The sequence below is a fragment of the Marinoscillum sp. genome (assembly GCF_040222955.1).
Taxonomy (GTDB): domain Bacteria; phylum Bacteroidota; class Bacteroidia; order Cytophagales; family Cyclobacteriaceae; genus Marinoscillum.
In genome coordinates this window covers 38,278-60,827 of the sequence record NZ_JAVKCA010000004.1, presented here as the reverse complement: position 1 = coordinate 60,827, position 22,550 = coordinate 38,278, and the positions used below count along the sequence as shown (strand labels likewise).

At 46.9% G+C, this 22,550-nt stretch carries 25 protein-coding genes; 15 read left to right on the top strand and 10 right to left on the bottom strand.

Annotated features, from left to right (window positions below; genetic code table 11):
• The first annotated feature begins 27 nt into the window (after positions 1 to 27).
• The gene (locus tag RIH33_RS01150) at positions 28 to 495 is read left to right on the top strand and encodes a hypothetical protein (protein WP_406649952.1); all 468 of its coding nucleotides are present in this window, start codon (positions 28 to 30) and stop codon (positions 493 to 495) included.
• Position 496: 1 nt separating this feature from the next.
• On the opposite strand, the gene RIH33_RS01145 is transcribed toward RIH33_RS01150, so the two are convergent.
• The 7 genes from RIH33_RS01145 to RIH33_RS01115 all read right to left on the bottom strand — a co-directional run bounded on the left by RIH33_RS01145 (position 497) and on the right by RIH33_RS01115 (position 5,199).
• The gene (locus tag RIH33_RS01145) at positions 497 to 1,855 is read right to left on the bottom strand and encodes a hypothetical protein (protein ID WP_406649951.1); all 1,359 of its coding nucleotides are present in this window, start codon (positions 1,853 to 1,855) and stop codon (positions 497 to 499) included.
• Between the two features lie 58 nt (positions 1,856 to 1,913).
• Positions 1,914 to 2,402, bottom strand: a complete 489-nt coding sequence (locus RIH33_RS01140) for a YkgJ family cysteine cluster protein (RefSeq protein WP_406650000.1) — start codon at positions 2,400 to 2,402, stop codon at positions 1,914 to 1,916.
• An 8-nt stretch (positions 2,403 to 2,410) separates the two neighbouring features.
• Positions 2,411 to 2,836: a hypothetical protein gene (locus RIH33_RS01135; protein ID WP_406649949.1), complete on the bottom strand. Its 426-nt coding sequence runs from the start codon at positions 2,834 to 2,836 to the stop codon at positions 2,411 to 2,413.
• Positions 2,837 to 2,927: 91 nt separating this feature from the next.
• Positions 2,928 to 3,383: a DinB family protein gene (locus RIH33_RS01130; protein WP_406649948.1), complete on the bottom strand. Its 456-nt coding sequence runs from the start codon at positions 3,381 to 3,383 to the stop codon at positions 2,928 to 2,930.
• Between the two features lie 123 nt (positions 3,384 to 3,506).
• Positions 3,507 to 4,112: a superoxide dismutase gene (locus tag RIH33_RS01125; RefSeq protein ID WP_406649946.1), complete on the bottom strand. Its 606-nt coding sequence runs from the start codon at positions 4,110 to 4,112 to the stop codon at positions 3,507 to 3,509.
• 59 nt (positions 4,113 to 4,171) lie between these two features.
• The gene (locus RIH33_RS01120; RefSeq protein WP_406649945.1) at positions 4,172 to 4,633 is read right to left on the bottom strand and encodes a nucleoside deaminase; all 462 of its coding nucleotides are present in this window, start codon (positions 4,631 to 4,633) and stop codon (positions 4,172 to 4,174) included.
• Positions 4,630 to 5,199, bottom strand: coding sequence for a hypothetical protein (locus tag RIH33_RS01115; RefSeq protein ID WP_406649943.1), 570 nt, complete (start codon positions 5,197 to 5,199; stop codon positions 4,630 to 4,632). Before RIH33_RS01115 ends, RIH33_RS01120 begins: the two co-directional genes overlap by 4 nt.
• Before the next feature lie 92 nt (positions 5,200 to 5,291).
• Between RIH33_RS01115 and aspS the strand changes: the two genes are divergently transcribed.
• On the top strand, positions 5,292 to 7,055 hold the full coding sequence (aspS, locus tag RIH33_RS01110; RefSeq protein ID WP_406649941.1) for an aspartate--tRNA ligase: 1,764 nt from the start codon (positions 5,292 to 5,294) through the stop codon (positions 7,053 to 7,055).
• A gap of 57 nt (positions 7,056 to 7,112) precedes the next feature.
• Positions 7,113 to 8,015 (top strand): glycerophosphodiester phosphodiesterase, encoded by a 903-nt coding sequence (locus RIH33_RS01105; protein ID WP_406649939.1) that lies wholly within the window; start codon positions 7,113 to 7,115, stop codon positions 8,013 to 8,015.
• On the opposite strand, the gene RIH33_RS01100 is transcribed toward RIH33_RS01105, so the two are convergent.
• Positions 8,012 to 8,995: a tetratricopeptide repeat protein gene (locus RIH33_RS01100; protein ID WP_406649938.1), complete on the bottom strand. Its 984-nt coding sequence runs from the start codon at positions 8,993 to 8,995 to the stop codon at positions 8,012 to 8,014. The two genes, RIH33_RS01105 and RIH33_RS01100, sit on opposite strands and share 4 nt — an antisense overlap.
• A 236-nt stretch (positions 8,996 to 9,231) precedes the next feature.
• Here RIH33_RS01100 and RIH33_RS01095 point away from each other — a divergent pair, with 236 nt between their 5' ends.
• The 4 genes from RIH33_RS01095 to RIH33_RS01080 all read left to right on the top strand — a co-directional run bounded on the left by RIH33_RS01095 (position 9,232) and on the right by RIH33_RS01080 (position 13,860).
• On the top strand, positions 9,232 to 9,786 hold the full coding sequence (locus RIH33_RS01095) for a thioredoxin family protein (protein WP_406649936.1): 555 nt from the start codon (positions 9,232 to 9,234) through the stop codon (positions 9,784 to 9,786).
• A gap of 93 nt (positions 9,787 to 9,879) precedes the next feature.
• Positions 9,880 to 10,698, top strand: a complete 819-nt coding sequence (panB, locus tag RIH33_RS01090; RefSeq protein WP_159583949.1) for a 3-methyl-2-oxobutanoate hydroxymethyltransferase — start codon at positions 9,880 to 9,882, stop codon at positions 10,696 to 10,698.
• Positions 10,699 to 10,761: 63 nt separating this feature from the next.
• Positions 10,762 to 12,990, top strand: a complete 2,229-nt coding sequence (locus tag RIH33_RS01085) for an NADP-dependent isocitrate dehydrogenase (protein WP_406649935.1) — start codon at positions 10,762 to 10,764, stop codon at positions 12,988 to 12,990.
• A 15-nt stretch (positions 12,991 to 13,005) separates the two neighbouring features.
• Positions 13,006 to 13,860: a sulfurtransferase gene (locus tag RIH33_RS01080; protein ID WP_406649934.1), complete on the top strand. Its 855-nt coding sequence runs from the start codon at positions 13,006 to 13,008 to the stop codon at positions 13,858 to 13,860.
• Here RIH33_RS01080 and RIH33_RS01075 read toward each other — a convergent pair.
• Complete coding sequence (locus RIH33_RS01075) at positions 13,857 to 14,723, bottom strand: hydroxypyruvate isomerase family protein (protein WP_406649932.1); 867 nt, start codon at positions 14,721 to 14,723, stop codon at positions 13,857 to 13,859. The genes RIH33_RS01080 and RIH33_RS01075 overlap by 4 nt on opposite strands.
• Positions 14,724 to 14,860: 137 nt before the next feature.
• On the opposite strand from RIH33_RS01075, the gene RIH33_RS01070 reads away from it, so the two are divergent.
• Both RIH33_RS01070 and RIH33_RS01065 read left to right on the top strand, forming a co-directional pair.
• Positions 14,861 to 16,561: a GMC oxidoreductase gene (locus RIH33_RS01070; protein ID WP_406649931.1), complete on the top strand. Its 1,701-nt coding sequence runs from the start codon at positions 14,861 to 14,863 to the stop codon at positions 16,559 to 16,561.
• Between the two features lie 2 nt (positions 16,562 to 16,563).
• On the top strand, positions 16,564 to 17,145 hold the full coding sequence (locus RIH33_RS01065) for a gluconate 2-dehydrogenase subunit 3 family protein (protein ID WP_406649930.1): 582 nt from the start codon (positions 16,564 to 16,566) through the stop codon (positions 17,143 to 17,145).
• A gap of 33 nt (positions 17,146 to 17,178) precedes the next feature.
• Here RIH33_RS01065 and RIH33_RS01060 read toward each other — a convergent pair whose 3' ends face one another.
• On the bottom strand, positions 17,179 to 17,673 hold the full coding sequence (locus RIH33_RS01060; RefSeq protein ID WP_406649928.1) for a hypothetical protein: 495 nt from the start codon (positions 17,671 to 17,673) through the stop codon (positions 17,179 to 17,181).
• 87 nt (positions 17,674 to 17,760) lie between these two features.
• Between RIH33_RS01060 and RIH33_RS01055 the strand changes: the two genes are divergently transcribed.
• The 6 genes from RIH33_RS01055 to RIH33_RS01030 all read left to right on the top strand — a co-directional run bounded on the left by RIH33_RS01055 (position 17,761) and on the right by RIH33_RS01030 (position 22,516).
• The gene (locus RIH33_RS01055) at positions 17,761 to 18,390 is read left to right on the top strand and encodes an LON peptidase substrate-binding domain-containing protein (protein ID WP_406649927.1); all 630 of its coding nucleotides are present in this window, start codon (positions 17,761 to 17,763) and stop codon (positions 18,388 to 18,390) included.
• A gap of 20 nt (positions 18,391 to 18,410) precedes the next feature.
• Positions 18,411 to 18,908 (top strand): NADH-quinone oxidoreductase subunit A, encoded by a 498-nt coding sequence (locus tag RIH33_RS01050; protein WP_406649926.1) that lies wholly within the window; start codon positions 18,411 to 18,413, stop codon positions 18,906 to 18,908.
• Positions 18,895 to 19,428: an NADH-quinone oxidoreductase subunit NuoB gene (nuoB, locus tag RIH33_RS01045; protein ID WP_406649925.1), complete on the top strand. Its 534-nt coding sequence runs from the start codon at positions 18,895 to 18,897 to the stop codon at positions 19,426 to 19,428. The genes RIH33_RS01050 and nuoB overlap by 14 nt, the downstream gene beginning before the upstream one ends.
• Complete coding sequence (locus RIH33_RS01040) at positions 19,425 to 19,928, top strand: NADH-quinone oxidoreductase subunit C (protein WP_406649923.1); 504 nt, start codon at positions 19,425 to 19,427, stop codon at positions 19,926 to 19,928. The genes nuoB and RIH33_RS01040 overlap by 4 nt, the downstream gene beginning before the upstream one ends.
• Positions 19,929 to 19,968: 40 nt before the next feature.
• On the top strand, positions 19,969 to 21,186 hold the full coding sequence (locus tag RIH33_RS01035) for an NADH-quinone oxidoreductase subunit D (RefSeq protein WP_406649998.1): 1,218 nt from the start codon (positions 19,969 to 19,971) through the stop codon (positions 21,184 to 21,186).
• 67 nt (positions 21,187 to 21,253) lie between these two features.
• On the top strand, positions 21,254 to 22,516 hold the full coding sequence (locus tag RIH33_RS01030; RefSeq protein WP_406649922.1) for a hypothetical protein: 1,263 nt from the start codon (positions 21,254 to 21,256) through the stop codon (positions 22,514 to 22,516).
• Positions 22,517 to 22,550: the final 34 nt, after the last annotated feature.

Genomic DNA, 22,550 nt, shown 5'->3' with positions numbered 1-22,550 from the left:
CTGCTTTGTCTTACCTGCTTTTGTTTTATGGCCCAATCACAGGAAAAGGACGAGGATATTGTGACCATCATTGATGACCTTACCATACAGTGGGACAATTCTGCAGAAAAACTCAGAACCTATGAGGGCTTGATGGATTATTGCCGAAACAAGGCATACAGGGACAACACCATCTTACTTTTGAAGGAAATTCATCATTATGACAGCTCCCTTTACAGGATCGTGCAGAGCAAGTTTAAGACCAGCGAAGATCCTGAAGCCAAGGCTACGTTGGACGATATCAGTACCTTGGAGACGGATTACACGACCGGAGCTTTTCTTGCATTTCTCCGGCAGGAGTGCACCTCTCTAAATGATAATGAGCGAAACAAAACCATGGATGATTATAAGAAGGTAGCCAAGGAGTTGGAGAAAGAAATGAGAAAGTATGTGGAAGCCATTACCAAACAAATAGATGTGGTGGACGAACACATCCATCACCTAAAGGGCCTTTGAACTACTCATAATACGCCCCAAAGAGGATCATCATCTCATCGGTGCTTCTCAGACCAAAGGCAAGGTCCCGCTCTTCCCAGTTGTTATAGGTAGCCTCCAGGGTGAGGCCCTCGCCGGCATTGAGCCTGAGTGGAGGATCCAGTTGTAGGATGGGCGGATGTTCCCAGTCATTGGAGAAGTAGACCAGTTCACCGTGGCGTTCTCCCCCGGAGATGAATACTTTGAAAGAGGTATTGTGCTCGTGGGCGTGAGACCAGAGTTGAAAAATATGGCGAGCCTTATCGAAGGTGTATGTTTTTTGAATGGTTGTTACTTTTCCGGCCGGTAGATAGAAGTTGTCATTATTGAGATTGAGAATTTGAGCGACATGCATGACCTCACTGGCCGAAGTGGTGTAGATATTGGCGTACACTTCACCCTCCATGATTTGGTCCGTTCGGTTGGCATAGTGGCTGTTCATGTCAAAACCAGAATTTGCAGGTACTTTTAGTGCCACCCCTTCTGGGTAATTGTAGCGCACTTTGGGTACCTGAGTGCCAGCCACAAACTGATGAAACTGCATGTGGTACAATGTAGTGAAGACGTAGTTGCCTGAGGCATCATAGACATCCCTAATCAGGTTTTCATTTGGGAGGAGAGAGGGAGCAAAAGTTTCAGGGAAGTTATACAGGATAAAATGATGGCTGCCTGATTTCATGGTGATTTCAAATCCGGAGATGTAGAGGGGCTCAGCATTGTGGAGGGGCTGGTATTTGAAAAGCTCACGTTCACTATTCGGGCGCACCTCAAAAGGGGTGATGTGAAATTGAAACCCCTGCTCTGGTAACGGAAGCGGCTGGAAAGCCACACGCTCAAACCGACTGCTGTCTTTAAGTACATCCCTGTCTATCACATCACCCTCCGGCGGTGCCCCTGCTGAGATCCATTGGCGAATGAATTCAAGCTGCCCGTTGGTCAGAGGATCCCCGCCCAAAGGCATCTGTGAGCCATAGCCGGGATGATCTGCATAAAAGTGTTCCTGATCAGGTGCATTTATCTTTTCCCACAGGAAGCTGTCATAAAGACTTTCCAGTCCCTTGTCGCCTACCAGTGTCAGTCCATCCTCCACGGCAGCTGTGTTTTTAGGAAGGCGATTGATGAGCTGAGCATAGGAGACATCTGCTGTGAGAATCAAATCGGATTGTCGTGCAAAGGAAGATCCTGATACATGGCAGCTGATGCAGGTTTGATCCCATATTTCTCCCTGTATGATCTCATAGCTCGAAGCGTAATCTTTCAACGGATCTTCAGGAGTGTTTTCCTTTTCGCCGCAGCTGGCCAGCAGGAGGATAAAGAGCATGGGGTGTGTTAGAGTGCGCATCGTTTCAGGATTACAGGCTTAATTTAAGCAATATCCCTGTAAGGATGCTGGCGAACGCCTATTGGTTGTATGATTCGCTGAGTTTTCTCACGATCTGACTCACTGCCGGGCAAACCAGGGTGTTTTTAAACGTGAGATCCGTGATCTGATACATGCGTTTTCTGTTGGTATGCGGATATTCACGGCAGGCTTTCGGGCGGTTTTCATAGACAATGCATTTATTATCGGCACCCAAAAAAGGACAGGGAGCAGATTTCAGTACATAATCGTGCTCTTCATCCAGGTACAGGTAAGTGTCAATGAACAGGGGCACCTTCATTTTAAGGACACGGGCCAGCCGCTCAATGTCCGCCATCTGAAAGATGGGCGAGGTGGTTTTACAGCAGTTGGCACATTCCAGACAATCTACTTCTTCGAAGACTTCCTCATGTAGCGAGTGAAACTGATCATCCAGGTCTTTGGGCTTGAGCCGTTTAAGGGTTTTCAGAAAAGCCTTATTTGCTTTTTGCTGGTCTCGTGCCTGCTTCAGGGCTTCTTCATAGATCATGCTCAAAATTACCACTTAATCATTGGAAATGGTCTCAGGGGATGCCTGATGGCATGTTTAAGGGCTTTAGATGAAATCATTCCGGTGAAATTTTGCCTCGGGAAAGCACGTTCGGTTTCCGAGATGATGCTCTCAGGAATGTTGTAACGAATGAATCCGCTGGTCAGGTCTATCAGGTCAGCTTTTCTAAAGGCCTCAGCTTCTATATTTCCTTTGATGGGTCTCAGTTTGTGATGGCTTTTGATGAAAAAGGCAATCTCATCCGGCAGGTAATCAAAGTCACTGCTTTTTAAGTAGTCTCTGGCCAATTGTTCGGATCCTGGCAGATAGTCCATGCCATCAGATACCCAGATATCCAGGTCGTGAAATGCCGCAGCGATTGCCAGTTTTTTATTTTCCCGCATCAGCAGGAGGGTAGTGGCATAGGTATACACCCGCTGTGCATGGTTGTGGTACGCATGGTAGTCGTGTCCCAGTGCTTCGCGGTATTTATGAAGTATTTGCCCGATCAGTCTCAGAAAGAAATCATTTAGAAGATTTGAGCAAATAGATCTGCCCTAAATGGTAGATGTCGTGCTGAATGATGCCACACAGTAGCTTTTCGAATGTGATGGTGTGGTTTGGGACTGTCTTGGTCAGGAGTTCATCACTGCTTTCTGACAGGAGGGTGTTCAGCCTTTTCTGTGTGGATTTAAATTTGGAATAAAGTTCTGTTTTATCGGACGCTGCGAATTGTCGGGATTCCCAGTCATTTTCCCCACCCACCTCTATCTTGATCTCCACTCCTGTAAGCTTCCCAATCACATATTCTCTCCAGGCAATCATATGGGAGATGATCTGACCGATGGAGTGGCCGGTTCCCAGATGTCTGCTGAGAACCTCAGGCTCTATTTCCTGTAGGTAGGTGGAGATAGAGTTTCCAAACCAGGGCTCTCCGTCATATACCTCATTTAGCTGATCGATGATTTCCCTTAGATTCATGGGTTGAATTTAAGAAAAACATGTTGAAATGAGCAATTTTATAAGCGTACGCCCTTATTTGGATAAAAAAAGCCACCAGAGTTTTCTGGCAGCTTCTTCTTTGATGTCAAGCTTATACGGAACTTATTTGGCAGCTTCGAAATTCCTGTTCACTTCTGCCCAGTTGATCACACTGAAAAATGCGTCAATGTAGTCTGGTCTTTTGTTTTGATATTTCAGGTAGTAGGCATGTTCCCATACATCTAGTCCCAGGATTGGCCTTCCACCACATCCGGCCTCCGGCATCAGTGGATTGTCCTGATTGGCAGTGGAGCATACTTCCAGTTTTCCACCAGGGTGTACACATAGCCATGCCCATCCCGATCCGAATCGTGTGGCTGCAGCGTTGCTAAATTTTTCTTTGAAGGCTTCAAAAGAACCAAATGAGTCATGTATGGCGTCCATTATGGTGCCTGAAGGATTCCCGCCACCATCAGGTCCCATGATGGTCCAGAATAGGGAGTGATTCCAATGACCACCACCGTTGTTGCGCACTGCCCCGTTGCTGCTATGTTTGGTGAGCAGTTCTTCCAGCGAGAGTCCGGCCATATCTGTGCCTTCTATTGCTGCATTCAGTTTGGCTACATATCCTGCATGGTGCTTGCCATGATGAATTTCCATTGTCTGTTTGTCAATGTGTGGTTCAAGGTCATCATGTGCATAAGGTAAATCCGGTAATTCGAATGCCATTGTCGTATATGTTTTAGGTTTAAAAATCTATTGAATAATCAAATATAGAACATAGCAACCTATGAATTGTTCCCGCGCATCTTTCTAAAAAAGGATTTGATCATTTCGGAAGATTCCTCTGCCAGGAGTCCGGTGATGAGTGTGGTTTGAGGATGCAAAATATTCGGGTTGGCCAGGTGGTAGCCTCTTTTCTCATCTTTGGCTCCATAGCATACCCTGGCGATCTGCGACCAGTAGAGTGCTCCGGCACACATGGTACAGGGTTCCAGGGTTACGTACAGGGTACACTGGTCCAGGTATTTGGAGCCCAGGAAATTCTGTGCAGCGGTGATAGCCAGCATTTCTGCATGGGCCGTCACATCATTGAGTTTCTGCACCTGGTTGTGTGCCCGGGCAATGATCCGGTTTTGGCAGGTGACTACTGCACCCACTGGTATCTCCTTTTCTTCAAAGGCTGCTTCGGCTTCTTTCAGCGCCTGGCGCATGTAGTGTTCGTCGCTATGGATGCTGAGTGAGCTCATGACCTTACCCTCACACTCTCCATCATCCTTTGAGCGGTTTCCTGCCATTGAGCGCGTGCTCGCAGCGGACAGGTAAAGTTGAAAAGCAGAACCTTATTGTTTCGTAAAGTATACTGTATGTAGGTGTACTTGGAAATACTGCTGTTTCCTCCGAAGGTGCTCTCATCATCTGTGATTTTAGAAATAAATTCAAATACGATGAAAGTCCTTCCGCCAATTTCACGGATTTCTTCCTGTAAAAATTCTACCTCAGTAAAGAGATTGGCGATATTGGCTTTGTAAAAAGCCTGTAGAATGGGGAGGTCATCACCTGCCCAGGCACTGCTGGTTTCATTGATTCCCAGATCGATATTTCGATCCTCACTGGTGTACATGGCAATGGGGGTGCGTGATGATACATATTTACTGATGAGCTCGGACTGGCTCATCGGGATAAACGATTCGGGTACCTCCATGGAAATATCCTTGGTTACTTTCTGGCGGGTCACTGAAATCTGAGCTGTAGCAAATTGGCCAAAGGCCAAAAGAAGCAAAATCATTATCCAGAACTGTTTGGGTAGTTTCATTGGTTGTTGAGATTTATTATTTCAAAGCTAAAACTATTGTTAAATTTGCCGCTGTTTTAACTGGAAACGACGCAAAAAAATAATAAATAAACATGTTGAGAACACATACGTGCGGGGAGCTTAGAAGCAGTCACATTGGTCAGCAGGTCACCATGGCCGGATGGGTACAGAAGATCAGGGATAAAGGTGGAATGATCTGGGTAGACGTTAGGGATAAGTATGGCATCACTCAGCTTATCTTTGAAGAAGGGAAAACTGATGAGAAGACCCTGGAACTGGCCAGAAACGTAGGTCGGGAGTTTGTGATTTCGGCAACAGGAGAGGTAGTGGAGCGTGTGGCTAAAAATGATAAAATTCCAACAGGGGATATAGAGATAAGGGTGAAAGAGCTGACGGTGCTCAATGAATCGAAAACCCCGCCGTTCATTATCGATGATGAAACAGATGGTGGGGAGGACTTACGGGCAAAGTACCGTTACCTCGATTTGAGAAGGGGAATTGTCCGGAAAAACCTGGAAATGCGCCACCAGCTATTACAGAAAACCCGGGCTTACCTGTCAGATCACCTGTTTACCGAGGTAGAGACTCCTTATCTGATCAAAAGTACGCCAGAGGGAGCACGTGATTTTGTGGTGCCTTCACGGATGAATCCCAACCAATTTTATGCTTTGCCTCAGTCACCACAGACTTTCAAGCAGTTGTTGATGGTTTCCGGATTCGATCGGTATTTTCAAATAGTAAAGTGTTTTCGGGATGAGGACCTGCGCGCAGATCGTCAGCCGGAATTTACACAGATAGACTGTGAGATGTCGTTTGTCACCAGAAAGGACATACTGGATACTTTTGAGGGGTTGATAAAATACCTTTTCAAAGAAGTGAAAGGGGTGGATCTCGGTGAGTTACCTCACATCTCCTATGCGGATGCCATGGCCAAATATGGCTCTGACAAACCGGACTTGAGATTCGGAATGGAGTTCAAAGAGCTCAATGACCTGACTCAAGGAAAAGGATTCGTGGTATTTGACAGTGCAGAATTGGTGGTGGGGATCAATGCAACAGGCTGTGGTGAGTACACCCGTAAGGAACTGGATGGCCTGACGGATTTTGTAAAGAAGCCTCAGATTGGTGCCAAAGGTCTGGTCTATGTAAAATGTAACGAGGATGGCTCTTTCAAAAGCTCCGTTGATAAATTTTATGACCAGGAGGCATTGAAGTCATGGGCGGAGCGCCTGGAGGCAAAGCCAGGTGATTTGCTGCTCATCCTGGCCGGTGAGGCCAATAAAACCAGAAAGGCGCTCTGCGAATTGCGTTTGGAGATGGGCTCAAGGCTTGGACTCAGAGATCGCAGCAAGTTTACAGCGGCCTGGGTGGTTGATTTCCCGCTACTGGAATGGGATGAAGACTCTCAGCGGTACCATGCGATGCATCACCCGTTTACCTCACCGAATCCAGAGGATTTAGATAAGCTTTCTACTGATCCGGGAAGTGTGCGAGCCAATGCCTACGATATGGTGGTGAATGGTGTGGAACTTGGAGGTGGGTCTATCAGGATTCACGACCGAACACTCCAGTCACAAATGTTTGATGCTCTTGGCTTCACCAGAGAGGAGGCCCAGGATCAGTTTGGCTTCCTGATGAGTGCTTTTGAATATGGAGCTCCTCCACATGGTGGTATCGCCTTCGGTTTTGACAGGCTGTGCGCACTTTTTGGGGGACAGGACAGTATCAGGGATTTTATCGCGTTTCCTAAGAACACCTCGGGTCGCGATGTAATGATCGACTCTCCCTCGCTGATTGACTCGGCGCAGCTTCAGGAGCTACACCTAAGTTTGACAAAACCTGCAAAAAGCGAGTGAACCGCGTGGTAATGGGCGTTTATTTCTATAACTTAATGCGACTATTCGACAACTGAAATGACCAAGAAATTTCTCCTTTATTCATCACCTATCATGGTGCTGTTTTTGGCTGTCGCACTATTCGAGCCATATATCTACCTGCATTTCATTACGAGTCCGGTGATTGATAAGTCTTTGAAGAAGGAGCACTTTGACATCATCGCTCATAAGGGAGCTTCGGGTATTGCTCCGGAAAATACCCTGGCGGCATTTCGCGAGGCTATTGAGATGGGTGTGGATATGATAGAGCTGGATGTGAGAAATACCAAAGATGAGGAAATAGTGGTGTTTCATGATGAGTTTCTGGATAGAACAACCAACGGTACCGGGGCTGTGCATGATTACACCCTTGAGGAGATCAGGCAGCTGGATGCGGGATCCTGGTTTGATCCCAAATTTAGAGAAGAGCGTGTCCCTACCCTCAAAGAGGCCCTGGACCTGATCAATGGAAGATGTAAGGTGCTTATAGAGGTTAAGCACATGGATCACCCACACTATCATGATTTTGCTGAGAAGCTTGTGGACGTGATCCGGGCTGAGAAAAATGGCTATGAGTGGATCATTCTCCAATCTGAAGAGGTGGAGTACATAGAGGCTGCACACCAGTATGATGATCATGTGCAGACCAAAAAACTTATGATAGGTGAAGATTCTGCACCTTTGATTGCGTTTTATGTGGAAACAAAAATGCACCTGGGAAGGGCGAAAGAGGATGATCGAATGAAAGCACTTAACCCTGAATATCATACCCTGTCCACCCGGCGGGTCTTCAGGATGCATGCCCGGGGATTTCAGGTGTACACTTATTCACCCAATAATCGCGAGGACATGGTGAAAATGCTTCATATGGGTGTGGATGGCATTATTACCGATTATCCTCAAATCCTGATCCAGATCCGAAAAGAAATCGAGGCACTTTAAAGATTGCCGAGTGATACTTTGTCAACCTCCGCAGCGATGTATCCAAACCCATCCCACTGAGGGTTGTGTAGTATTTTGTCGATAAGTTCTCTGGCGATATCTACCTGACCATTGTACAAGTACCAGTTGGCCACACCATATCCAATGGTGGGATCAATGCTGTTATTGTCGCGATCAGCCTTGTCCAGCAGGTCTTCAGGCTGGTAGTGGCCCTGATACATCATCAACCTCTGATGGTAGGCATAATTTTCTACGATATTCATCCTTCTTGAAATGGGCGTGAGAAGCTCCTGAGCGGCCTGGAGGTTTCCGATTTTCCGGTAGGTCATATAAAACCAATCGGTGTTTGCCACGATCAGGTCATCATTGTCCGCGTAGGTGATGCATTTTTTGAAGGAGGAGATGGCTTTGTCATAGTTTCCTTTCAGGTAGTAAGCAATGCCGAGGTGATACCAGATATTAAACTTATCGTTTGAAAGAGGCTTGTTGAGTCGGTTTGGCAGACCATCGGGTTCTATTTTATTTTCGGCAGGTCTGGCATAGAAGGCCGCCCTTTGCAGGTCTTCGATTGCTGCGTCGAATTTTCGCACGGTAATGTACCTATGGCCACGATGCCTCAGCAGCCGGTAGGAGTTAGGATTAAGGTCCAACCCAATAGAGTAAATGCGAATGGCTTCCTGATAGCGGCCCAGATATGCCATACGTCTTCCATACCAGATAATATTATCCAGGTTTTCGGGATCGCTTTCATATTTTTTCCGGGCATCCTCCAATTGATCCACTCTTTTCTCTAAAACCTTTTCGGAAAGTTGTTTTGGAGGTAGCACGGTACCAAGTAGGGAGACCATTCTGCCTGAAGGATTGGTGGGAACCTGTGGTGCAGCGTTTGGTGTATCTTCCTGACCCTTGCTGGATTGAGTCTCAATACAGCCAGAGAATGTGATCAGAACAAGAAGAAATAAAATTATGGGGTTGTGCATATTAATCGTTGGATTCTGCTAAAAGTAGGAATTTTGTGCCTCAATCCCAATTGGGATATCCCGGTTGCGTGATTTCACCCCGGGTTTACAGCCACAGGGCTGGATTATTTCAGTTGCATAGAAATCAGGCCTGCTGAAAACAAAAAGTAGGGCAAGTGAGTATGTCATGGTGAAACTTCATGATAATTTTGGAGTTCAATTTAATTCATTTTTTTGGAGCAAAAAGTAAAGAAGATATGTCACTCACCTTATCCAGTATGATGTCATTGGGCACACCAGCTCCTGATTTTAAGTTGCCTGACGTGATTTCAGGCAAGGTGATCTCACTATCAGAAGCCCGGGGTGCGAAAGGCACGGTGATCATGTTCATTTGTGCACATTGCCCTTATGTGATTCATATTCAGGAAGAGATAGTCAATATTGCCCATTATTATCAGGATCAGGGGATAGATTTTGTGGCCATTTCTTCTAATGATGCCATTAAATATCCCGGTGACAGTCCGGAGGCACTGAGGGAGCAGGCTACTTCAGTTGGTTTTACCTTTCCTTATTTATATGATGAGTCGCAAAGTGTGGCCAGAGCTTACAAAGCCGAGTGTACTCCCGATTTTTTTGTATTTGACGAGAACAATCTGTGTGTATACAGAGGGAGAATGGATGAGGCCTCTCCAGGAAACGGAAAGCCGGTAAATGGTAAGGATTTGAGGGAAGCTTTGGAGGCGTTGGTGCTTGGTGCTTCAATTTCAGATGAGCAACATCCGAGTATGGGATGTAATATCAAATGGAAGTGACAAAGAGTCGTTTCAGATGAAGTAGGTTTTTATTAATTTGCGCCTTCCCCGAAGATTGGGCATTACCCCGATAGACAACCTGACCCCACAAGTATGAGCACAGCGCAAGGACAATTTAAGAAAATTACCACCCACCGGCTTCAGGAAATGAAAGCGACCGGAGAGAAGATTGCTATGCTGACGGCATACGATTATTCAATGGCTCGTATTCTGGATGCTTCCGGCATAGACGTGATTCTGGTAGGAGATTCTGCTTCCAATGTTATGGCGGGAAATGAAACAACCCTGCCTATAACCCTGGATCACATGATCTGGCATGCTACTTCGGTGGTCAAGGCAGTGCACCGTGCGCTGGTGGTGGTGGACGTTCCTTTTGGAAGTTATCAGGGAAACTCTTCTGAGGCACTCCGATCCAGCATCCGCATTATGAAGGAGTCCGGTGCGCATGCTGTGAAGATGGAAGGTGGCATAGAGATTAAGGAAAGCATCTCCAGGGTGCTGTCCGCAGGTATTCCCGTTATGGGGCATTTGGGGCTTACCCCTCAGTCTATATACAAGTTTGGTACGTACAGCGTCCGTGCCAAAGAGGAGGTAGAAGCTGAGAAATTGAAGTCCGATGCGCAGATTTTACAAGACATTGGGTGCTTTGGTATCGTGCTGGAAAAGATACCTGCCAGTCTGGCCAAAGAAGTATCTGAGTCCCTGCACATCCCTATTATTGGCATAGGAGCGGGTCCGGATGTAGATGGGCAGGTGCTGGTGGTGCATGACATGCTGGGCATCACCCAGGATTTCAAACCGCGGTTTTTAAGGCAATATGCAGATTTGAATAAAATTATTGGTGAGGCTACCACCAATTTTATCAAAGACATAAGGTCGAAAGATTTCCCTAATAAGGAGGAAAGTTATTGAATACAAACTAAGTACAAATACGATTTGAGTCTTTAAACAATGACTCAGGAAACTCAGGAACAAATGGCAAAACAAGGCACAATTATTTACACAATCACTGACGAAGCTCCGGCTCTGGCAACTCATTCTTTCCTACCGATCATTCAGGCATTTGCCGCGCCCGCTGGCATACAGCTGGAAACCAGAGACATTTCTCTGGCAGGAAGGATCATAGCTAGTTTTCCTGAAAGACTTACTCCCGATCAACGGATCAACGATGACTTGGCGGAGTTGGGTAATCTGGCCAAAACTCCAGAGGCCAACATCATCAAGCTACCCAACATTAGCGCCTCCATTCCACAACTCGTTGCGGTGATCAAAGAACTTCAGAGTAAGGGCTACAACCTGCCAGACTACCCGGCAGAAGCCACCACGGATGAGGAGAAAGACATCAAGTCGCGCTACGATAAGGTGAAAGGTAGTGCGGTCAACCCTGTGCTGAGGGAGGGAAACTCCGACAGGAGAGCCCCCAGGGCTGTGAAGGAGTACGCCAGGAAAAATCCCCATTCAATGGGGGCATGGGGAGCAGATTCCAAATCTAATGTTGCTCACATGCAGGGAGGTGACTTTTACGGAAGTGAAAAATCTGTAAGTGTGACTGAACCTGGTGAGGTGAAGATTGAGCTGGTTGGAGCAAACGGGGCTGTGACTGTATTGAAGGAGAAGACTTCATTGAAAGCAGGAGAGATCATTGACGCTTCCGTTTTGAGCAAGAAAGCACTGAGAACTTTCTTTGAGAGTGAGATAGCTTCTGCCAAAAAAGAAGATGTCCTTCTTTCGGTGCACCTGAAGGCCACCATGATGAAGGTGTCTGATCCTATTATTTTCGGACATGCGGTATCAGTATTTTTCAAGCCTGTTTTCGACAAACATGAGGCTACCTTCAAAAACCTGGGAGTAGATGCCAACAATGGTATGGCTGATCTGCTTGCCAAAATTGAGGCCTTGCCAGCTGCTGAGAAGGCTGAAGTAGAAGCAGATATTGCTGCCTGCTATGCGGCCCGACCTGAGTTGGCCATGGTCAATTCAGATAAAGGAATTACTAACCTGCATGTACCTAGCGACGTAATTATTGATGCTTCTATGCCAGCTGCCATCAGAACTTCCGGTCGCATGTGGGGCCCGGATGGAAAGCTCAAAGACACCAAATTCATCATTCCCGACAGATCATATGCGGGCGTTTATGCAGCGGTGATTGAGGATTGTAAGGCCAATGGAGCCTATGATCCCACTACTATGGGGAGTGTACCCAATGTGGGACTGATGGCCCAAAAGGCCGAAGAATATGGTTCTCACGATAAAACTTTTGAAATCCCGGGAGCGGGTGAGGTACGTGTGGTAGATGCTGCGGGCAATGTGCTGATATCTCACCAGGTGGAAGCCGGAGACATTTGGAGGATGTGCCAGGTGAAGGATGCACCTGTGCAGGATTGGGTGAAGCTTGCCGTTACCCGTGCCCGTGCTTCTAAAACTCCGGCGGTATTTTGGCTGGACGAAAATCGGGCGCATGATGCGCAATTGATTCAAAAAGTGAATCAGTACCTAAAAGATCATGACACTACCGGCCTGGAAATTCACATCATGTCTCCGGTAGAGGCTACCAGGTTTACGGTGGAGCGAATCAGAAAAGGGCTGGATACTATTTCTGTCACTGGCAATGTGCTGCGTGATTACCTGACGGACCTCTTCCCGATATTGGAGGTGGGTACCAGCGCCAAAATGCTCTCCATAGTGCCATTGATGAATGGTGGTGGATTGTTCGAGACTGGCGCAGGGGGATCAGCACCCAAGCACGTGCAGCAGTTTGTAGAGGAAGGTCATCTCAGATGGGATTCGCTCGGAGAGTTTTTGGCTTTGGCAGCGTCTTTGGAGCACCTGAGTATTGCCGATAGCAATCCTCGTGCTCAAGTGTTGGCTGACGCCTTGGATGCGGCTACTGGTAAGTTTTTGGAGGAGAATAAATCACCATCCAGAAGTGTGAATGAACTGGACAACAGAGGCAGTCATTTTTACCTGGCGATGTATTGGGCAGAAGCACTGGCAGCGCAGGACAATGATGCAGCCCTCAGGGACCTCTTCTCCGGAGTGGCCAAAGAATTGAAAGAGAAGGAATCCGCGATCAATGCAGAATTGCTTGCCGCTCAGGGAGCACCGGTAAATATTGATGGCTATTACAAGCCTAGTGAAGAACTCACTGCTCAAGCCATGAGGCCAAGTGCTACGTTCAATGCCATTCTTGACCGGTTGAAATAATAAAAATTAAAATCCATGGATAGGAATTCGCTCGACTTGCCCACCGCACTGGTTTCAGTCAATTGGCTGGCTGAACGAATTCACCATCCAGAGGTGATTGTATTGGATGCCAGCATCCCGCCTGTTCAGGGTGAGGTGGATCCTGACCTTGTCGGAATACAGATTCCCGGAGCCAGGTTTTTTGACATCAATGGTCGGTTTTCTGATACGTCTTCAGATCTTCCCCACATGATGTGCTCAGCGGAGGTATTTACCCGTGAAGCACAGAAACTTGGAATTAATCAGGACAGCATCATTGTTATTTACGACTATTTGGGAGTGTACGCTGCTCCCAGGGCATGGTGGATGTTTCGGGCCATGGGTCACAAACATGTGGCCGTATTGAACGGTGGATTGCCAGAATGGAAGGCCACTGGTCTTCCTACAGAACCCATGCGAAATGCTGATGTCATGAAAGGTGATTTCATGGCTAACCCTCAGTCAGGGTTTTTCAGGACTGCTGGTGAGGTATTGGCAGCTATCGGAAATGAGGCAGAATGTCTGATCGATGCACGATCCGCTGGCCGCTTTCACGGGACCGCTCCTGAGCCTCGCAGGGGATTGAGAGGCGGACATATTCCGAACTCCCTCAATCTCCCCTTTACAGAGCTGATCAGAGAGCGAAAGCTCCTTCCGCTGCCAGAACTTAAGGTGCTTTTTGAAAACCTGGAAATTAAAAGTCAGCAGGTTACCCTCTCTTGCGGATCCGGGCTTACCGCCTGCATTCTTGCGCTGGGCGCACATCTCTCCGGTTATCAAAATCTCTCAGTCTATGATGGCTCCTGGAGTGAATGGGGTCAGCATTCGGACCTGCCCGTGGCTACAGATTAGACATCACAAATGCGTACACCCTGTGCCAGGGAGGCAAACACATCTTCATTTTTAGGGATAAACTCCTGAGCCACATATCCTGTAAAACCTGTGGCAACAATGGCTTCCATGATGGCTTTGTAATTAAGTTCCTGTGTTTCATCAATTTCATTTCGGCCGGGTACCCCTCCGGTGTGATAATGCGCGATGTATGGATGATACTTCTGTATCGTGGCGATGATGTCTCCTTCCATAATCTGCATGTGATAGATATCGTAGAGTAGTTTAAAGTTTTCAAGCCCCAGTTTTTCACAAAGTCCGGCTCCCCACTCAGTATGGTCACATTGATAGTCGGGGTGATTGACTTTGGAGTTGAGGAGTTCCATGCAGATGGTAATGCCGTACTCCTGGGCTTTCTTTACCACGGGCTCCAGACCTACGGCGCAGTTTTCTATCCCCAGGTCATCCGCTTTGCCATTTCTGTTGCCGGAAAAACAAATAATATTCTTTAATCCAGCGTCGGCCACTTTGGGGATCAGGTCGAAATAATCTTTTTTCAGCTGGTCATGTAGCCTGGGGTCATTGAAGCCATCTGTAAGGCTCAGGGGGACACAATTGGCCATGGCGCAGGTAAGTCCGTATTTTTGGATGATCGGCCATTCATCAGGGTTGAGCAATTCTATGGATGAGATTCCTATTTCTTTCGCAGTTTCACAGAGTTCTTCCAGCGTTTTTTTGCCGTATGGCCAGCGACATACCGAGTGATTGATTTTTCCTTTCATTTCATTAATGCTTTGTGAATGACCAAACTCAGGGAATCCGATAAATCCAAGGGCTGATAGGCCGGCCATGTTTTTGAGTGCTTTTTTTCTGGATATTTTCATGTGTTCAAAGAGGGTATGTTATGTCTTTATTTTGACCGTTTTGTTAAAAGAAAACGTTTTCATTAAAAATACATCAAAAAGCCATTTAAGATTTGGCCTCAGATTGTTTAGTTTCGATTGTTCACAAATTAAGATCAATGAATTTTAATAATAAAGCAAAAGCGGAAAACACCTACGATGCAATAGTGGTAGGCACAGGCATCAGTGGAGGCTGGGCCGCTAAAGAATTAACCGAAAAGGGCCTGAAAACCCTGGTACTGGAACGGGGACGGGATGTGAAACACATCAAGGATTACCCCACCATGAACCTGAATCCATGGGAACTACCCCATGACGATCAGGTTCCTGCAGAGGAGAGGAAAGATTATGATGTTCAGCTAAGAACTGGGTACACCATCAAGGAGTCTACCAAGCACTGGTGGGTGAAAGACACAGAACACCCCTACACTGAGGTCAAGCGATTTGACTGGATCCGTGGATACCACGTTGGAGGGAGATCTCTGCTGTGGGGCAGACAGTCCTACAGGTTGAGTGAAATGGATTTTGAGGCGAACGGGAAAGAAGGAATAGCCGTAGACTGGCCCATCAGATACAAAGATGTGGCACCATGGTATGATTATGTGGAGTCACATATAGGGGTGAGTGGTCGCAATGAAGGCATTCCTCAGTTGCCCGATGGTAAGTTTCTACCTCCCATGGAGTTCAACTGTCTGGAGGAGCATGTAAGAGATAGTATTTCAAAAAACTTTGAAGACCGCCTGCTGACGATCGGCCGGGTGGCCAATATCACCCAAAATCACAATGGTCGGGCGCACTGTCACTATAGAAACCTGTGCATGAGAGGTTGTCCTTTCGGAGGATATTTCAGTAGCCAGTCCAGTACTTTGCCGGCCGCTATGGCCACTGGTAACATGACTTTACGTCCCCAATCTATCGTAATGGAAGTGCTTTATGATCCCGAAACACGAAAAGCCTCTGGTGTGCGAGTGAAAGATGCGGAAACCGGAGAGGTGCAGGAGTACTATGCTAAGATCGTTTTTCTCAATGCCTCGGCGCTGGGATCTACCTACATACTGATGAACTCCACCAGCGAATACTTTCCCGAGGGAATGGGTAATCAATCGGGCGAGCTCGGTCACAACCTGATGGATCACCACTTCAAAGCTGGTGCAGAAGGTGAATTTGATGGCTTTGAGGATATGTATTATTCTGGCAGAAGGCCAAACGGAATCTACGTTCCCCGATTTAGAAACGTCAATGAAAAGCATCCTGATTTTATCAGGGGGTATGGCTATCAGGGTGGCGCCAGCCGCGAGTCATGGAGGTCTTCCATTGCCGAGCTGGGTATTGGAGAAGAGCTGAAAGATGACATTCAGACACCTGGAAAATGGAGAATGGGACTGATGGGCTTTGGTGAAATGCTTCCATACCATGAGAATAAAGTGACCCTGAATCCGGATAAGCTGGATAAACACGGAATGGCCACTTTCATTTTCGACTGTGAGTTTAAAGACAATGAGCTAGCCATGCGAAAAGACATGCAATCTTCAGCCGCAGAAATGCTGGAAAAAGCAGGTCTGAAAAATGTGAGCACGTATGATAACATAGGCGGGCCAGGCTTGGGTATACACGAAATGGGAACTGCCCGCATGGGGAGGGACCCAAAGACCTCAGTGCTGAATAAGTGGAATCAGGTGCATGAGGTGAAGAACGTGTTTGTGACGGACGGTGCTTGTATGACGTCTTCTGCATGTCAGAATCCATCGCTCACTTACATGGCCCTCACGGCCAGGGCAGCAGATTTTGCAGTAAATGAATTGAAGAAAGGAAACCTCTGATCATGGAAAATATTAAAAGAAGAGAAGCGCTGAGACGTACCGCCTGGATAATGGGAGGTGTTTTAAGCGTGCCTACAGTAGCAGGAATTTTGAATGGCTGCACGCCTAAACCAGAACTTACCTGGACACCCACATTTTTCTCAGAAGATCAGGCGAGGTTAGTGATGCAGATCTCGGAGGGTATTTTGCCGGAGACTGATACACCAGGTGCCAAGTCCCTGGGCGTGCCGGGCTTCATTGAGGAAATGGTGAGCGTGGTTTATGACCAGGGAGCACGAGAGTGGTTTGTCAAAGGACTTGATCAGTTTGAAAGTGACTGTAAGTCACAGATGGGGGATTCTTTCATAGCGCTGGCTCCAGAAAAACAAACTGAATTCCTTAAAACACAGAATGCCGGGATTAAAAATCTGGAAAGAGGAAAGGGTCGCCCTTTCTTCTGGTCCATCAAGGAGTTGACCATCGTGGGTTATTATACCACAGAATATGGAACTACTGAGGCCTTGCAGTATCAGGCTATCCCAGTGGAGTACCATGGCTGCTCTCCTTTGAGCGAGACGGGCAATGGCAAGGTATGGGCCACTTAAGAAATGATCATTGACATAGGCGCATTGATGCGTCTATGTTTTTTCATAGTTCTTAAAGATGTCACAGCCCAGCTTTTCCGAAATGGGCGCTAACCGTTTGAGGAGCTTGTCCGGGTCCTGATCGCTGATCAGAAAGTATTTGTCTCCGTCTGTTAGTTTGAGAAAGGCCATATACTCCTGAAATTTGGAGGTTCTCACCTGACCTGCCCAGGAGGTCATTTGTTGGGCTTTTTTGGTTTCATTGACAAAGATTTTTTCAACTTCCCGAAAGGGTTTGGTTTTCCCATTTTTGTAACTAAGTATCCAGCTGATTTCTGAGATGGTTTTCTGTTCCGGATCAATTTCCAGAATGTAATAGGCTGACCACATGGCGGGGATCAGGAATGAAATAGCAATACAGATGATTATTGCCGGGAATTCAGAAAGCCGAAGTAGAGCGAAGGCCATCGAGCCAAGCACGATGAGCGTGCCGACCACCCTGAATTGCCATGGTAAAATGCGGCCTTGATTGATGCGTATTTTGTTCATCGGGTTCAAATCTGGGATGTTTGGCTAAGGTCAACAATTTTTTAAAATTTATTCAAAACTCTCCGATTACTCGGGCGTTGTGTAGATATGGTGAAAGATATTCCTCTGTTTCCGTTGAACCTGGTGGTATTTCCGGGTGAGGAGCTCAGCCTTCATATTTTTGAACCCCGGTATAAGCAGTTGATCAATGACTGCCTGTTGACCAAAACCACGTTTGGGATTCCCTCATATGTCGAAACCAGGATAGAGTATGGCACGGAGGTGAAGATCGTGGAGGTATCCAGATTATATGAAGACGGCAGAATGGACATTAAGACGGCAGGACTCAGGGTTTTTAAAGTATTGGATTTCCAAAACCCATGGGACACCAAGCAATATGCAGGTGGTCCTGTGGAGTTGGTCGAAGGCATTGATGATGCCGATTCCGCGAAAGCCCTTAAAATCACGGAGTTGTGCAAGGAACTTTTTGCGTGGCTGCATATGGAAGAAGAAATAAGCCTGGGTGAGTCTGCGGTAATGTATGATGTCATTCATAAAATAGGGATGAAGCCGGAAGAGGAGTATCAATTGCTGAAGATGAAATCCGAAAGTGAGCGACAATCTTATGTGATTAATCACCTGGAGCACCTGATACCTGCATTGGAAAGAGCGGAAAAGGCCAAAGAAAAAATCAGGATGAACGGACACTTCAAGCATTTCGACCCTTTAAAATTCTAATCATTGTGTAATTTTCAGGGATGTTAGAGATTTCAGGGTTTGGAGTTGCGTTATTGTTTATCATCGGGGGTGTGGGATTTATTATCACCACCCTGCTGGTGGGAAAAGCATTGCGCCCTGTCCGCCCTAATGCGGAGAAGGAAACGACTTACGAGTCGGGAGAGGATCCCGTGAGGTCAGCCTGGAGTATTTTTAATATACGCTTTTACGTGGTTGCCCTTATTTTTCTGCTTTTCGAAACAGAGTTGGTTTTTTTATTTCCCTGGGCCACTGTTTTTGCAGACCCAGAGATGAATGCTGAAACCGGTGGGCTTTGGGGCGTGTTTTCGCTCACGGAAACGTTCATCTTTATAGGGATTTTATTTTTGGGACTCATTTATGTGTGGGCCAATGGGATGCTCGATTGGGTGAAGCCAAAGGCTGAATCCCGAGCGTTCAAATCGAAAATACCCCTAAAAGCATACGCGCACATCAATCAAAAAGAATATAAAGTAAGGAAGCAGGATGGGACTACTTGATCAGCAGTTTGGACAGGGAGGGATTATCGTGACCAAGGCAGATGACCTGCTTAATTGGGCGAGGCTTTCCAGTATTTGGCCGATGGGATTTGGTCTGGCCTGCTGTGCCATAGAAATGATGGGAGCCTATGCTTCGGGTTATGATATGGACCGTTTCGGTGTGTTGCCACGGGCTTCTCCCCGTCAGTCAGATGTGATGGTAGTAGCTGGTACAGTTACTTTTAAAATGGCCGACCGGGTCAGGAGGCTATATGAGCAGATGGCTGAGCCACGGTATGTCATTTCCATGGGTAGCTGCTCTAATTGCGGGGGCCCCTATTGGGAGCATGGGTATCATGTGGTGAAGGGCGTAGATAAAATTATCCCTGTGGATGTATACGTACCAGGATGTCCGCCCAGGCCAGAGGCACTCATTGGTGGATTCATGAAGCTGCAGGAGAAGATCAGAGGTGAGTCGCTGATGAAGCCGGAGGCTTTGAAAAAACTAATGGAGAAAAGGAGCAAAGCTGCCGCATCATGACCTTTCAAGAACTTAAACAACTTGTTTCCAACCAATTTCCTGAGGCTATCCTTGGTGAAGACTTGAATGCCACACCGCAGGCCTTGCTCGTTGCTCCGGAGGCCATTCATGAAGTTTGTGCCTGGCTACATGCTGGTGAGAAGACTTATTTCGATTCGCTTTCGTGCCTTACTGGCCTTGATAATGGACCGGAAACGGGTACCATGGAAGTGATTTACAACCTGTATAGCATCCCGTATGATCTTCATCTGATGCTCAAGGTATCTGTGGAGAGAGCGAACCCACAGGTTGATACAGTTTCAGATATTTGGAAAACGGCCAACTGGCACGAACGGGAGGCTTATGACTTATTAGGCATTCATTTCAATAATCACCCGGATTTGAGGAGAATTCTTTTGCCCAAGGATTGGGAAGGTCATCCCCTGAGGAAGGATTATACGGAGCAGGAAAAGTATCATGGCATGACGGTGAAGTACGATAGAAAAGAAGCGCCAAATTAGATCCTGTAATAGCAAAACTTTCGATTAACCTCATTCCGATATTCATTTGAACATTCAATACACATACGACCCGGATCATCTGAAAAACTCAGAACCTTCAGTTTATACTGCTGAAAGTCTGAAGAAGGAGGAAATGCTGATCAACCTGGGGCCTCAGCATCCCTCTACGCACGGTGTACTCCGGCTGGAGGTGATTACCGATGGTGAAATGGTGAAAGACGTGGTGCCTCACCCGGGATACCTGCACAGGTGTTTTGAGAAGCATGCTGAGTCGGTTCCCTTCAACCAGGTGATTCCCTATGTGGATCGGCTGGACTATGTGGCAGCTATGAACTCAGAACATGCCTATGCCATGGGTGTGGAGCGCATGCTCGGTATTTCTGAGAAAATACCTAAGCGCGTGGAATACATCCGGGTGTTGGTGGCTGAACTCAACAGGCTGGCGTCACATTTTGTAGCCATTGGTACCTACGGGATGGATATTGGAGCTTTCACCCCCTTTCTCTGGATGATGCGCGATCGTGAGCATATCCTCAGACTACTGGAATGGGCTTCGGGTGCCCGTATGCTATATAATTACGTTTGGATTGGTGGGTTGTTCTATGACTTGCCGGTGGGCTTTGAGGAGCGATGCATCAGTTTTTCAAAGTACCTGAAACCCAAACTTCTGGATCTCGAAAAGCTCTTAATTTCCAATAAAATATTCATCGATCGTACGGCCAATGTGGGTACACTCCCACTTGACCTGGCGATCAACTATGGGGTAACAGGGCCAATGTTACGCGGCTCGGGTCTTAAGTTTGATCTCAGACGGGTGGATGGTTACAGTGTGTATCCGGAGTTGGACTTTGAAATACCCATAGGAGAAGGACGTGTGGGGGAAGTGGGTGATTGCTGGGACAGAAACTGGGTACGCTTTCGCGAATGCGAGGAATCGGTGAAGATCATTGATCAGTGTCTGGTCCAGTTGACATCAGATCACAAGCGTACCCGGGAGTTTGATCCACGGGAGATGGTCCCCAAAAAGATCCGGCCCAAAGCACAGGATTTTTACATTCGTGCGGAAAACCCAAAGGGTGAGCTGGGTTTCTTTTTCCGTACTGATGGAAGAAGTGACCAGGCCTTGCGTTGCAAGGCACGCTCCTGTTGCTTCACAAACCTGTCTGTACTTCCCGAGATCAGTCGGGGCTATATGCTCGCAGATCTTATTGCTATCGTGGGCTCTCTGGATTTTGTCATGGGCGAGGTAGATAGGTAGATAATTTTTTTCAACGCTTGCAGCGTTTTTGAGTCACCTTCAGTCTTAGTATCAAATCGATGTTGCTATGACCTGGAAAAATCAAACATTTCAAATACTGATTGCGAGCATTTTGCTGGCTTCATGCGATGCCTTTCAGGAGGATGTGGCCCCCAAAGGAGAGGAGGAGCTCGTACTGGTGGAAGGTATTTCTGCACTGCCCAATACCCCTGTTTTTATAGACCTGAAAAAGACCATCCGTTCATCCGAGGCTGTCAGGTTTAGCATTGGTGCGGCTCCTATCAAAGGGAGTGCCACCATTTCGGACCAGGCTATTTTACAATACATCCCAAACAGTGACTTCACCCAGGGGCAGGATGTGGTATCCATTCAGCTCATTAATAGATCAGGGCAGCCTATTGATACCGATAGTTTGCTGATCACCATGGCTACTTCGGCGGATAGCCTGCCTTGCTTCAACGGAGCATTGAGTGACTATTACTCCGTATCCAAAAATTCTTCATTGATCATCTACCCCATAGCTAACGATGGATATTGTGTGGAGAGCACTTCCGGGGCCGTAATTGACTTCCTGGCGGAGCCAACACATGGCACGCTCAGTCAGGTTGAATTATTTACCTATCGATACACTCCCGATGTTGATTTTGTGGGGCAGGAGCAGTTTATGTATGAGTTGACACTGATAGATAATGAAGGAGCGGAATTTTATTCCCTTGGCCAGGTGAATATTGAGGTGACCATAGCTTCTTCGGGTTGTGATTCCATGGTCTATCCACTGACTTATGAGATGCCTGATTCTCTTAGTTACCTGGATGTATTACCCTATGCGCCCAGTCCGGCCTGTGATGTCTTCACCTGGACAGTTCACCTGAAAAGCGTATTGTCAGGAAGTGCAGAAGTACTTCATAATGGCCTCATCAGATATTATCCCGGAACTGATTCTATTGACGTGATCGACTATAGTATCTCATTTGGGGATCAGACTTTTGATAATCAAATCACCATAATCATAGAAGGAAGAACCGATGATCAATGCCTTGAAGCCATTTATGACGAATATCAGCTTCCGATCAAAAAGGATTCGCTGGGTACACGAGACCATCCGTATATCCTGGATGTAGCTGAAAATGACATTACGTGTTCGTCGGAATATGCCATAGCGATATTGATCGAGCCGGAGATAGGGGTGAGTTCTGTTAATGCCGAGCACATGATCGAATACTATGTAGAGGATTTCGGGTCGGATAGTACGGAAACGGCCCTTCTTTACCAGATATGTGCCGGAGGAGTGTGTGATACGGCACATGTTTCCCTGATGTTAGAATTTTGATTGAGACAATAGCTAAGATAGAAAACGACCCGAC